The 13,088-nt window shown below is 32.9% G+C and carries 15 protein-coding genes and 1 other RNA gene; 6 read left to right on the forward strand and 10 right to left on the reverse strand.

Annotated features, from left to right (window positions below; translation table 4 throughout):
- Positions 1-161: 161 nt before the first annotated feature.
- The 5 genes from EXC55_RS01325 to ffs form a co-directional block, all read right to left on the reverse strand.
- Positions 162-689, reverse strand: a complete 528-nt coding sequence (locus EXC55_RS01325) for an MHO_1590 family protein (protein WP_129622900.1) — start codon at positions 687-689, stop codon at positions 162-164.
- Entirely contained in the window at positions 673-1,959 is a 1,287-nt protein-coding gene (locus EXC55_RS01330) for an MHO_1580 family protein (RefSeq protein WP_129622901.1), read from the reverse strand. Before EXC55_RS01330 ends, EXC55_RS01325 begins: the two co-directional genes overlap by 17 nt.
- Before the next feature lie 84 nt (positions 1,960-2,043).
- On the reverse strand, positions 2,044-2,346 hold the full coding sequence (locus EXC55_RS01335) for a hypothetical protein (RefSeq protein ID WP_129622902.1): 303 nt from the start codon (positions 2,344-2,346) through the stop codon (positions 2,044-2,046).
- A 131-nt stretch (positions 2,347-2,477) separates the two neighbouring features.
- A complete protein-coding gene (locus tag EXC55_RS01340; RefSeq protein WP_129622903.1) occupies positions 2,478-3,602 on the reverse strand; it encodes a DUF3137 domain-containing protein in 1,125 nt (374 codons plus the stop codon).
- 8 nt (positions 3,603-3,610) lie between these two features.
- An RNA gene (ffs, locus tag EXC55_RS01345) (signal recognition particle sRNA small type) lies at positions 3,611-3,707 on the reverse strand.
- A gap of 222 nt (positions 3,708-3,929) precedes the next feature.
- Between ffs and EXC55_RS01350 the strand changes: the two genes are divergently transcribed.
- From EXC55_RS01350 to rpmA, 6 genes are all read left to right on the forward strand, one after another.
- Positions 3,930-4,910, forward strand: a complete 981-nt coding sequence (locus EXC55_RS01350) for a LacI family DNA-binding transcriptional regulator (RefSeq protein WP_129622904.1) — start codon at positions 3,930-3,932, stop codon at positions 4,908-4,910.
- A gap of 253 nt (positions 4,911-5,163) precedes the next feature.
- The gene (gene hrcA / locus EXC55_RS01355) at positions 5,164-6,171 is read left to right on the forward strand and encodes a heat-inducible transcriptional repressor HrcA (protein WP_129622905.1); all 1,008 of its coding nucleotides are present in this window, start codon (positions 5,164-5,166) and stop codon (positions 6,169-6,171) included.
- Positions 6,172-6,183: 12 nt separating this feature from the next.
- Positions 6,184-7,131 (forward strand): nucleotide exchange factor GrpE, encoded by a 948-nt coding sequence (locus EXC55_RS01360; RefSeq protein WP_129622906.1) that lies wholly within the window; start codon positions 6,184-6,186, stop codon positions 7,129-7,131.
- Between the two features lie 101 nt (positions 7,132-7,232).
- A complete protein-coding gene (locus tag EXC55_RS01365; protein WP_129622907.1) occupies positions 7,233-7,526 on the forward strand; it encodes a hypothetical protein in 294 nt (97 codons plus the stop codon).
- 115 nt (positions 7,527-7,641) lie between these two features.
- Entirely contained in the window at positions 7,642-7,941 is a 300-nt protein-coding gene (gene rplU, locus EXC55_RS01370) for a 50S ribosomal protein L21 (protein WP_129622908.1), read from the forward strand.
- A 10-nt stretch (positions 7,942-7,951) separates the two neighbouring features.
- The gene (rpmA, locus tag EXC55_RS01375; RefSeq protein ID WP_129622909.1) at positions 7,952-8,212 is read left to right on the forward strand and encodes a 50S ribosomal protein L27; all 261 of its coding nucleotides are present in this window, start codon (positions 7,952-7,954) and stop codon (positions 8,210-8,212) included.
- Between the two features lie 80 nt (positions 8,213-8,292).
- Here the strand turns inward: rpmA and EXC55_RS01380 are convergent, their stop codons facing one another.
- The 5 genes from EXC55_RS01380 to recO are packed head-to-tail and all read right to left on the reverse strand — an operon-like array spanning position 8,293 to position 12,893.
- Positions 8,293-9,483: a phosphopentomutase gene (locus EXC55_RS01380; protein WP_129622910.1), complete on the reverse strand. Its 1,191-nt coding sequence runs from the start codon at positions 9,481-9,483 to the stop codon at positions 8,293-8,295.
- Between the two features lie 8 nt (positions 9,484-9,491).
- Positions 9,492-10,220 carry a nitroreductase family protein gene (locus tag EXC55_RS01385; protein WP_129622911.1) on the reverse strand — a complete coding sequence of 243 codons (729 nt, stop codon included), beginning with the start codon at positions 10,218-10,220 and terminating at the stop codon, positions 9,492-9,494.
- A 12-nt stretch (positions 10,221-10,232) separates the two neighbouring features.
- Complete coding sequence (locus EXC55_RS01390; RefSeq protein ID WP_129622912.1) at positions 10,233-11,201, reverse strand: DHH family phosphoesterase; 969 nt, start codon at positions 11,199-11,201, stop codon at positions 10,233-10,235.
- Positions 11,192-12,166, reverse strand: coding sequence for a DHH family phosphoesterase (locus EXC55_RS01395; RefSeq protein WP_129622913.1), 975 nt, complete (start codon positions 12,164-12,166; stop codon positions 11,192-11,194). Before EXC55_RS01395 ends, EXC55_RS01390 begins: the two co-directional genes overlap by 10 nt.
- Positions 12,150-12,893, reverse strand: a complete 744-nt coding sequence (gene recO / locus EXC55_RS01400; protein ID WP_129622914.1) for a DNA repair protein RecO — start codon at positions 12,891-12,893, stop codon at positions 12,150-12,152. Before recO ends, EXC55_RS01395 begins: the two co-directional genes overlap by 17 nt.
- Positions 12,894-13,088 lie beyond the last annotated feature (195 nt).

Below are 13,088 nucleotides of genomic sequence, written 5' to 3' on the forward strand. Positions count from 1 at the left end.
AGAATTTTTAGGCAATAAAAAAATCACGAAAATTGTTGTATTTTTCGCGTTTTTTGTTGAATTTTGAGTCAAAATCAGCAAAAGTTATAACAAAATTGCTTAGTTTTAGGATTGATTACAACTTTTGCTAATGGTGATTTCGAAAAACTAAATTATTAAATTTATACTGTCGCATCACTATCATTTTCTTGTAAGTTGCTATCGCTTTGGTCAATAGTTCCGTCATTATTTCATTCATTAAATTTATCCTCAGTTTCGCTTGTTATTTCATTGCCATCTTTGATCAAAATTTCAGAATTTAGAATCTTCAACAAGTACTTTTTCGTAAGTGCTTCTTGTTCACCAACTCACTTTAAATAAATAATCAAACGTTTAGAATCAACGAATTTATAGTCAAAATACAACTTACCAGTACTTGCCTCTGTATTTGTCACAATATATTGAATTAATTTTGGAACAATGATAGGTTTAAAGATCGGTTGTCCTTTGTCGATAACGATGTAATCGTAAAATTCGCTGCCACTAATTTTGGGGAAAATAGCATTTTGGTCATGAACATTCGCAGTCAAATGCGAAGCTAAATGTTCTTTTTTAGTTTTTTTCGCAGAAACTAGAGCCACCGGAGTAGCAATAGCTGCTATCCCCGCAACTGAACCGACACCGATTAAAATTTTATTCTTCAGGGTCATTAGTTTTGTTTCTTCATTGGTCTAATTGCGATAAATCAGCAAAAATTTTGTTGACAAACAGCTCTGCATCATCTAAATTAAGGACATATCTAAAAAATTCTTTAGTACTTGAGCCCTCACTTAAAATGTCTAATTTAATCAATCCTTGTTCTTTATCTAGTAAAGGACGTTCAATTTTGAAAGTATCATTAATTAAAACTTTGAGTCAATTGTCAGAATTTGGTAAGTTTTGATAATTAAACGCTAACAAATAACTATTTGTAATGTTATTAGCTTGTGAGTAAGGAATGATTAAACCTGGCTGAGCAGCTGTGCTTGATTCAATTACAGTTTTGTTGCCAGAATCATAAGTAAAGTAAGAATCTAAATTAATCGATTTTAACTCGCTAAGTTCATTTTGGTCGTTAAGTTCATCTTTTTCTAAAAACGTTGTGTGTAATGAAGTGGTTTGGTAGCCAATTGAACTTACAAACTCTTTGAATTCGTAGTAAGGTGTGCCGTAATATTGCGGTCAGCTAAACTTGTAAAAATCTTTTAGCTTATTGATAGAGGCATTTGTGTTATTTTCAGTGTTAAAAAGATTACTTGTACGGTCTAAATTAACTTTTAACTGACTTGTGAGTAATTGTCTAGTTGGTTGTAAACGATTTAACTCGTTTGTTTTAATTGTTAAATTGGTGTAATGAGTTTTTAAAAATGATTGTGTTAATGGAAAATTAAACTGTCAAAAATACGGAATTTGCAGTATCAATGTTTCGTCATTGTTTTTATTAATGACATAGGAATTATTGTTGAGACTTCGGCGTCTAATTTGCACATAGTTAACTTCAGCTCGTCGGTCTGAATTTTGAAAAGTAACGGTAATATTTTCCAAGTCATTAAAATTAGTACCAATAAGTTCTGGCCGTAAGCGGTAAGAGATGACCTTATAGTTTTTAGTTTCCTCCAACACAAGCTGATTTTTCAGAGCAGCAGCAAGCACTGTGCCGCTGCAAGTAGTTTCAAAACGCGCAATGTTATTTAAATATTTTGCACTATCGACAAGTTTATTATTAATAGCAATATTGATTGCACTTAATTTTACGCTTTGCTCGTAGGGAATGACAAAGAAAAAATTTAAAAAGAACTGGCTGCTCTGAAAAAGTTTTGTTAAGGAAATAATCGTTTGTACCTGTAATTGTGGTTGACTGCTACTTGCTAGTAAAGAATTATCTTTTGATTTATCATAGCTGCGAACATTAAAAAGCGACCAATCTGTTTGTTCTAGCACTAAATTTTTATTTTTACTGGTTTGTTCAACTATTGCAGATGTTTGATTACTAGGTGGTGTATATAAAACTATTAGCAATCTCCTTTATTTTTGAACTGATGTACACTCGACACATTGGCATGTTTTATGTTTCACAGCTGATTTTGTAGGCATTTCAGGGCAACTTAGAGAAAAAGTGAGCACATATTTTGCTGTTGAATCACCGTTTTCTTTTCGACAAGTTCTCACAAATTCTGGTCGCCGCGCGAAAAATTCGTTTAGATTAGTAAAGAATTCAGGGAATCAATTAGTTTGTGGAAATTGAAAAAATTCATCCACAAGTTGCATTAAATGAGTAAACTCACTATGTTTACACTCAGGCTGTTGTTGTGAATTAGTAGTTGACATTTTTCGCTCCTTTCATCTCTTTAAACGCAAGAGGTAAGGCAAATTGTAAAAATGAAACTTTTGTGGGAATATTGTTGGTTTTTTAAAAAAGAATAAAAAAATGCACCTACGTGCACATTTTGTTCTTCTAATTAATAAAACATTGGCGGAATATTGAATAAAGAGATTACTCAATAAATGCTATAAATTCCGTTAATAATATCGTTAACCACAAATTCAATTACCTTGTTCATCGATAGACGCACAGCTGGTAAATCAATCTTAAGTGGATCACCTTTTGGAATGAATCACGAACGAACAATATGGTCTGAATATTGAAGTCCGAAACCAGCAGGGATAACTTTGATATTTTGATTAACGTGGTTAAGTGCTGTTTCCATTGCGAGCGGAGTAAAAGCTTGACGAATTTTCACTTGGTCATTAGTATAAATGTGAAAAGCTTTGTTAAAAGCAACATTTTCCAAATTTACGTTTGGTTTTTGGTTACCGTTCAAGGCACATCTTGTTCCCATACTGAAAGTAAAGTAGTTATCATTAGGGACTTTGGCATAAACGCCTTCCATAGCGAAAACAGTTTTATAACAGTCTACTTTTCGTGTTGTTTTATTCGTGTGATCGTAAATTGTATAAACTCAATGAAAAGTTAACATTTGCATCATTCAGTTATTATTTCATTCATCCGCAATAAAATATTGTTGACCACGTGAAACGATAGTAGCCTCAGCTGGAATTCCAGCATAGTTCACTAAATACTTTTCGTAATTACGAATTGGCTGTCTGATAGTATCAAAATGTTCTTTATATGCGTTTTGAAGATCTAAATCTTCATCATAAATTCTACGTTCAGCTAAAGAAGTAGGAGCGAATTTAAGTCCCATTTTTTTAAATAAGACACGAAAATAATCCAATTGGCCAATTTCATACTTTAGCAATTTAAATAATTTGTTCCTGAATTTTCCTCAAAGCACTCCAAATAATACGCATAATAATAATACAAGCATCATTAGGCTCATTAACACCAACAATTTCGCAGAATCGTCGTATCCGGGAGCGGATGAAAAAGTGAAAACTAATATGATTGTAAAGATTATAAATAACACTAAAAAACCTAAAGTTAGACCTAAAAAGATTGTTGCTTTTTTTCTATTTTTTTCGATTTCTGGTTTCTTAATGATGTTAGTAATATCTGCCTTTATGATTGGACGATATTTTTCATTGAACTCATTATAACTGATGGGTTGTTGTACTACTCTCATTTTTTCACCTTAAAAAAAATGTCAATAGACACAGTACTTCTTGATGTGGCTGCTTCATTTCTGTCCTGACCAGGTTACAAGGTTGCTGTTCTATTAACTTTAGAATTATATTACAGATTATATGTTTAGAATTGAAATGACAACTTCAATTCATTTCTTTGGCAAGCTAATTTCTTTTTACTTTACAACCACGATTTAGAAAGTTAGTAATAAAAAAGCACTATTTTATTAAATGAAGTTTTCTTAAGGCAGAATTAATCAAGAAAATGTGAAAAAAGAAGGTTTTTTACAGATGTAGAAAGTGTGTTTTATGTTATATTTTTATTTATGAAAAAGTTTGGATACAAGGAAATTGCCAAGTTAGCAAATGTTTCAGTTGCTACTGTAAGTAGATATTTTACAAAAGGCTATATTGCTAAGGAAACCAAGAAAAGAATTGAAGCAATTTTAAGAGAAAATGAATATATGCCAAGTTTAGGTTCTAAACTGGTAAAAGATCGTTTGAATACTATTTTTGTAATTGCGACTGAAGAATGCGATATGAATCAATATCAAATTATTCACGGAATTGAACAAGGTGCCCGTTCACGCGGAAAAAGTTTATTGTTGTCAAAATGCCAAAACAACATGACAAGTTACATTCAATTAATCAAGCAAGTACTTTACTTTAAACCTTATTCACTAGTACTATTTACTGACCAAGCACATTATCAAGACATTCTTGATTATCTAGAAAAAAACTGCTCAAAAATACCTTATTTTGTTTACAACACAGACAAGAATGACCAAGGTAGAATCAAAGTCAGAAACCAATCAGCTTTCCAAGAACTTGTAATCAAATTTTCGAAAACTTTTGACAAAAAAAACACACTTGTATACATTGATGACCCTTATTTGGGCGAGGAAATCAAAAGACTTAGGTACGAAGGGTTTAAACAAGGGTGTGAACGCGAAAGACTAAATAACAAATATTTTGAACTAGATTGAAAAGACCCTATGAATGTTAAACGGGTAGGAACTTCGTTTTACCGTCTCAATTTAGTAAATATTGTTTGTGCCAGTCATAATGTTTTTCTAGCTTTAGCTTCCTCAGGAGATAAAAATATTATTTTAACTGATGTTGGTTATAGTTCAGCCATTGATTCAATGGAACGCGCGGCTTTTAAGGTTTTTGTTGACTATGTAAGAATTGGTTTAGAAATTGAAAAAGTTTTATACGAGTCTACTGAGTATCCAGAACGTCGTGGTGAAATTAATTATTCGCCAAGAATTGTAGAAATTATTCCGCAAAAGAAATTTAGTAATTAAAGACTGCTAAAAGCGGTTTTTTATTTTATTTTTACGCCTAGAGCTATAACATAGAATAATTGGAAAAATACAATTTCCTAAATAGCAACACAAGGCTAGAACAATTTAGCACTCGCTTTTGTAAGGATAATTTTTACATATACAATTACAAAATAGTGCTATTTGTCAAATGCAAAGCAAAAAATGTTTTCTGTTTTTTAGCATTTGAACTAAAAAATGCTAAATTTTGGCATTTCAATTATAATTAGAAATTATGAAGAATATCAACAAGGAACTTAAAAAAGACCGTAAAGAAATTCTTAAATATATTATCGAAACTTATGTGGAAACTAGTTATCCCATTTCATCAGAACATTTAGTTACAAAATATAACTTGAAAATGTCTTCTGCGAAAGTTCGTTACATTATGAACGAATTAGAACAACTTGGTTTGTTGAAAAAAACTCACGTTTCTAGTGGGCGTGTGCCTTCAAGCAAAGGTTATTCGTTTTATGCAAAATTTATTGCCACACATGATACTGACACTTTAAAAAATGAAATGAAAGATATTTTTTATAAGCGTTGAAATAATATTGATATCACTTTGGACGAAGCCGCTAAGCAAATTAGTGATATCGCTGGCGTCACCTTAATTACTTCAATTTCAAATGATGAAGAGTCGCTCAAACACATTCAATTAGTTCCATTGGATGATAATAAGGCAACAATAATTTTAGTAACCTCATATGGCCAAGTTTTTTCAAAAACAATCACTTTAGAAAAAGAGTTAATCAATTCAGAAGACCTCAAAGTGGCTGTACGCGTGTTCAAAGAACGTTTAGTTGGTGTGCCAATTATTCACCTTGCTGAAAATGCTTATGGTTTAATGCCGCTGCTTTCAAAAGGTATTAAAAATTACGAAACCATCTTGCAAAATTTTATTCAAAATGTATTCAATTTTGAAATGGTAGAAGAAAACAAAGTTTATGGTGAAGACAAAATTATTTTGGCTTCAAAAATTAAACGAGAAGATATTATTACCATTTTAAAATTAATTAAAAATAATTCTATTTGGTCAATGATCGAAAAAGAATTTGAAGACGAAGACGAAACAATTAAGATAGCAATACACAACAATAACAGTGCATTTATAAGCAAAAAAATCAATAGCAAAAAAATTAAGGAAATTTCCGTTGTTGGTGCAAGCAATATGGACTATAACAAGTCTTTTGCAGCTATTCAAGCTCTAGAAGATTTAATTAAAGAACAAAAAGATCAATAGATAGGAGTAAATATGGCGGTTAGATTTGTCTTTCAAAAAGGCGATATGTTACAAGTGAATATTAAAGCTTTTGACCAACACAAAAAACCTGTTGAGCGTTTTTGTGCTAAAAAAATGGACATAGTTTTAGTTCCAGAAGTAATCAATCCACAATTTAGTTTTTTAGTAGATGCTCTAATTGGTTTACCTACAAAAGGAATTTTCGAGTTTGATTACAATGTTAAATCATCTCAACAAGAGAAAAACGACAAAAAGCCGGAAAAACCTGTGCACCCTGAAAAACAAGAATCAATTCCACTTCATTTTCAAGTTGAAGTTATTAATTATCAACCTTTTCAAACAACACACGCACAAAGTCGAATGTTAGAATACAAAAAGCAATACGAAGCTCGCGAAAAAACAATTGAACTTCAAGATAAACAAATTAAACATTTAGAGTCACAACTTAAACAAGCAGTCGCTGATATTAAAAAAGCTAAAGAAGCTAAAGTAGTGGAAAGATTTGTTGTGCCAAAAGAAGAAATTGAAAAAGCACAACGATATGCGTTACAAAAATTTATTGAAGATTTCGTAGCCCCATATGGTACTTTGAAAATGGCGATTGCTGCTGGCGAAAAAAGTGAAAGCACAGAAGTAAAAAATTATTTATTTGGTTTCAATATGGTTTTAAATATGCTTAAAAACACACTTGAAAACAATGGTGTTTTTGAATTTACACCCGATCTTAACACTGAATTTAATCCTGAAACCTCAAAAATAATTGAACAACTTGAGGACTTTGATCAACCTAACAATACAGTCATTAAAGTAACGCAATCTGGTTTTAGATTGTATGATCGTGTAATCAAGCCAGCTTTAGTAATTGCTACTAAAAACCCTAATGCTTTTCAACAATCATCTGACGAAGAATCTAATGACACAGATGTAAACGAAAACAATGACGCAACGCAAAGCGAATAATAAGTTAAAAAAACAAAAATGGGAATGCATTAAAGTTGCAAAAAATTCCCATTTTTTTATTTCCGCTGTTTTTTGTTGTTAAGTAAGCGAAAGGAGCAAAAATGACAAAGCCAAAATTCACAAAATTAACTGTTGACCAAGAAAAAAATATTTATGGTGGTGTGCTTCCTGCTTTACCTTTATTTTTAGTAGGAGCTGTGCTTTTAGGTAATTTAGTGATTAAGGCCTTTACAGGTATTGTTGGCGGCGTAAAAGCAGCCACTTCAGTTAATGGTGAAGTTAAAACAGAAGACACTACGGCCAAATGAAGCAATCCTACTGTCGCCCAAAACAGCCAGCCGCCTGGCGGCAATAATATTCAACCTACTGAAAAAATTGTTTATTTAGCGTATTAAAATTACTTTTACTATATAATAGCAAAGTTACTTTTTGTAACCATTCTAACAAGGCTAAAGTGCACCTTTTTCGTGCCGCCTCAAAGATGAGCCACAAAAACAGGAGGTATAAAGCATGACCGCTATTATACAAACTGGAGGCAAACAAATTTTAGTAAAACCAGATGCCACAATCTTTGTTGAAAAGCTTGAAGGCAATGAAGGTGACAAGGTTGTTTTTGACAAAGTGCTTTTTGTTAATGACAAAATTGGTACACCATATGTTAAAAATGCGACCGTAGAAGGTGTGATTCAAAAACAAGGTAAATCGAAAAAAATTATCGTTTACCGTCACAACGCTAAGTCAACTCACAAGAGAAAACTTGGCCACCGTCAACCATATACACGTGTATTAATTACTCAAATCAAAGGATAGGACTTAAAAAATGGCAAAAACAAAAGCTGGTGGTTCCACTAGAAACGGCCGTGATAGTCGTGGCCAAAGATTAGGTATTAAATTAGGTGACGGACAATTTTGTACTGCTGGTTCAATTATTTTCAGACAAAGAGGAACAAAAATTTTTCCTGGAAATAATGTTGGAATCGGTAAAGATGACACACTTTACGCATTGATTGAAGGTTATGTAAAATTTGAAAAACGTAGAAATCGTACATATGCCTCAGTATACGCTAACAAATCAAACTAATTTTAGTAATTAAAACAGCACAGAAATTTGTGCTGTTTTTTTCGCATAAAATATAAAAAATCTAGCTGCAAGCTAGATTTTTAAACTAATAAATCAAAAATGTCATCACCAGTTTCTGGCACGATTGGTACACCAAAGTTACGTGCGACAATGTTGCCTGAAGTACCAAGCCCCATTACATCTAGCAACACTTTTGGTTCCTTAAATGATTTTGAATAAATTGTCAATGGTAAAAATTCTCTAGTGTGATTAAAACCAGGATAAAGTGGGTCGTTTCCGTGGTCGCTAGTCATAATTAGTAAGTCATCTTCGTGCATTACTGAAATTAATTTAGCTAACTTTGTATCCAACATTGCTATGTTATTGGCGAATCCGTCAACATCTCTTCTGTGTCCATAGCGTGAATCAAATTGAACTAAGTTCGTAAAAACAAGTCCTTCAGTAGTTGGATCTGATGCTAATTTAATTGTAATGTCCATTCCATCGGCATCTCCATTTGAATGAAACGCTTTAGAAATACCTTGACCAACATAAATGTCATTAATTTTTCCAACCGCAATAGTAGGAACGCCTGCTTTTTGTAATTCGTTTAAAATCATTTCGCGTGGTTTATTTGCGTAATCATGACGATTAAATGTACGTTTATATTTACCGTCTGCATCTGTAATATAGGGACGAACAATAATTCTACCTACGTTTCATTCTGGTTTCGATGAACAAATTTCACGTGCTAACTTACCGTAACGATATAAGTTATCAAGACCAATCCATTCTTCATGTGCAGCAATTTGCAACACAGAATCATTTGATGTATAAACAATAATTGCGCCGGTTTCTTCTTGTTCTTTAGCTAATTCATCGATAATAGCGGTACCTGAAGCTGCTTTATTACCAATAATTTTTCTGCCATCAAAAGCTTTCGATAATTCTTGAATTAAATCTTCTGGAAAACCATTTTCGGCAAAAGTTGGAAAAGGAACTTCTGTCTTAATTCCCATCATTTCTCAGTGTCCAGCAAGTGTGTCTTTAGCATTCGAAACTTCTTGAACTCTAGCAACATAACCAAGTGGTTTTTTTACGTGGTAATTGCCTTCTAAAGTAGTAATGTTTCCAATACCAAGTTTTTTTCATGTGTCAATAAAAAACATTGCTGATTTTGAGGCTGACAAAATTGTGTTAGCTCCCTTGTCACCAAAAGCGCGTTGGTCGCGGTCTGGACCAATGCCAAGTCCATCAGTAACAATCATAAAAATTCTTTTAAATCTAGCCATAAGTTCTCCTATTTTGTTTTAAGATTAAACGCCTCTAAGATATCTGCGGAAAGTATTTTTTGGTTTTCGTGCTTTTTAGTCAAATATTCAGCAGCATAATTAGAGTAATCGCCATTAATACCATGTTCTTGATAGTAATTTTTTATTACTTCATCATAGGCTTTTATCTCGTCAGCTAATACTTCTTGGTTATAGGTGTTTTGGTAAACACGATTAAGTTTTGGTTTGGCTGTGTGAGCAACTTTTTTAGGTACGCCCACTGTTAAACCAACTGCTGGAAAGGCAATTCCTGTAACGTTTAATAACTCTTTAATTTTGTCAATATGTTCTCTCACACCACCAATAAAACACGTGCCTAGTCCCAATTCAGTTGCAGCATCTTGTGCCATTGTCGCTTGAATGAACGCATCACCAAAAGCTACTAATAAATCATTTTGAGTGAGCTTTTCTTTGTAATTCGTTTTTGCGGTAATATGCGCTAAACGATTGAAATCTGCTAAAAAGATTAAAAATGCTCCTGCTTCACTCACTTGTTTTTGTTTTAAAATCTGTCCCAACTCTGCTAATAATTTTGTGTCTGTTACTACCACCACTGATGATGAAAAGAAATTATTGCTTGTTGGCGCATTTTGAATTGTTTCTAAAATTGCTTTTAGCGCTTCAGCCTTCAACGGCTGTTGAGCTAAATCGTATTCACGCGCTGAATTTCTTAACTTATTTTTTACTATAAAAGACATTTACACTCCTTGCTATTGGTTTTGAAATCTAAGTACTTCAGCATTGCAATCAGCAATGATTGCATCAATTTTGTCAAAAGAGTCAACCATACATCCTGAGGCTCGTTCGTGTCCACCGCCACCTCATTTTACTGCCACATTACGCACACAAGGTCCATTTGATCTAAATTCCACACGAATGCGGCCATCTTCTTCTTCCAAAAATTGTACCCAAAGTGGGAAACCCTTGATGTTACCAATTAAATTTACTCGCATCACTTCATTTGGTAATTTGTTTAGCGATTTAGTGGTTGCGTAATCAATTGTTGTTCAAGCAACTTGCCCTTGAGTTTTCATATTTCTAATCAAGATGTTTTGCAATTCGAAATCAACTAAAGAAGTTTCGCTCATTCCGCGGAAAATTTTGTTTGAGTCAAGTCCATTTTTATACAACAAGGCAACTAGTTCGTGCGTTTTAGCGCTTACACCTTGAAACATAAAACGACCACTATCAGTTACAATACCTAAAAAAAGATATTCAGCTGCTTTAGGAGTGATTTTTCAATTCGCCTGCACAGCTAATTCAGTAATCATTTCGTCTGCTGCAATTCTTTTGGCATCCACTCAACGAGTACAATTTGGCAAATCGTCTTCGTTAGGATGGTGATCAATTCTAATTGTTTCAGGAAAAAGATTTTTGTCTAAAACAGCGCGATCTTGAATTCTCTCCTTGAAGTTTGCATCAACAATTACGCCAAGTGATTGTTGCAAAACTTCGTCACTTGGAATTTCGTCAAAATCGAATTCCATAAAAGAACCAAACAAGCCAAAACTATTGCCGACTGCATAAATTTTTTTGTGTGGATAATTAGTTCTTAACAACTCACGCAGCCCAAATTGACTACCTAAACAATCACCGTCAGGGCGAATATGGTGAAAAATAACAATTGAATTGTATTTTTCAAGTTTTTGAACAATTTCAAATCAATTTCCTATTTGCATTGTGCTTCTCACTTCACAATTAATTCATTAAGGTCTGCAATCACTTCATCAACTTGATCAAAAGAACTCAGTGTTATACCGGCAGCATTGTCGTGTCCACCGCCACTGTATTTACGTGCTACTTCATTAACTTTCGGGCCATTTGATCTTAAACGACCTCTAATTTTGCCATCTGGAAGTTGAATGAAGAAGGCTCAACATGAATTATCTTCAATGTTTGCTAATTCATTTACGAAGGTGGCAGCATAAAGCGAATCAAAACCATACTTAGCCATAATTTCGTTGGTAACTTTAAAGTAAAGCACTCTACCTTGTTTTTGGAAGTTTTGCAAAATTTCGCCGGTGAATTTTAAGTCATTCATTTTTCTTTTGTTAAGTTCAACGAAAATTTTTCAAGAATCTAATTTACCTTTGTCATAAAGAAATGCAACTAATTTATGTGTACGAGCACTCGTGTCTGCATACATAAAACGATTAGAATCAGTTACCATTCCCAAGTAAATGTGACCTGCTGCTTTAGGTGTGACTTTTCACTTAGCATCATAAGCGATTTTAGCAATCATTTCTGCAGCAGCAACATAATGTTCATCAACAAATAAATAGTCATAAGTAATGTCGCTATCATTTGGGTGATGATCAATTCTTAGTTTGGCAGTAAATTTACCTGAAAGCAATAAGTCTGCACACATAATTCGTTCGCTTGAAGACGCGTCAACGACAATAGCTAAAGAATTTTTATAGTCAATTGTTTCAACAGGATCAAAGTGATAGTCCATAAAGTCAAACGTGTGGTCGTTATTTCCTGGCGTAAAAACTTTTTTGTTTGGAAAGTTAGCGCGAATTAATTCAGCTAAACCAGCTTGGCTCCCTAAACAGTCGCCATCAGGTCTAATGTGGTGAAAAATTATGATATTATCGTACTTATTAATTGCGTCAATAGCAATTTTGCTAGTTCCTATCTTCATAATTTCCTTTCTCAGTTATTCAAGTTGGTTCTTCTCAGTTCACAAAAATTCCGTTTGCGTCGATGTGAGTAAGAAGCATTTTGTAAATAAAATCATTAGTTTTAAAAGTTGAATACTTTAGATACTTATAGAAATCATATCGTGCGTAGTAAAGTAGTTCTAAAATGTTCTTTCTGGTTCGATAAACACCAGCATGTTGTTCGCAAAAGTAACCGCCATGGCCAAAACTAAAATGACAAATATTTCTGCGCGTGCCACAAACTACACAACTAGAAAAGTTAGGTTCAATGCCTCAAGGTTTGAGTGCTTGTAAAACCATAAAAGTAATACAACACTCTTTTTGCACAGAAGAAAACGATTCAAAATTTTCAATGATTTCGTCGTAAGTTTCGTAAATAGGCGAGAAACGTTCTTTGAAATTTTTTAGAAACAACGAAACTCTTTGCAAAAAACGCAGATTAGTTAAATCACTAAAAGAAATCATTTTGCGCAAATTAGCTTTTTTCAAACGATTCATTTTTTGGTGTTGACGTGCTTCGAAATAAATTAACTCAGAAAAAAGTCCTGGAATTAAATTAGCACGATTTTTCGATTCGGCAGCGTTAATTCCGGCGGCCAAAAAACTTATCAGCCCGTTTTTGCCTCAGGCTAAAATAATGCCATCACGTTCGCTGGTTGCAGAATCTTTAATTTCAAGAATCACAAAATTTTCTACTTTTTCCGACATTGCGTATTAACTATTAATTAAATTAACTAATGATTTTATAACTGTTAAATTGTACTATTTAGTTTTGAAATGTATAGCTCATCAATAAACTTAAAAGAGTATTTGAGTAAACTTTAATTTGCAAATATATCTATAATATAGTTCTATTTATCAAATTCTATCTATTTTCTTGTGATTTTTTAATTCCTCGTTACA

The sequence above is a fragment of the Mycoplasmopsis columbinasalis genome (genome assembly GCF_900660705.1).
Lineage (GTDB): Bacteria > Bacillota_I > Bacilli_A > Mycoplasmatales > Metamycoplasmataceae > Mycoplasmopsis > Mycoplasmopsis columbinasalis.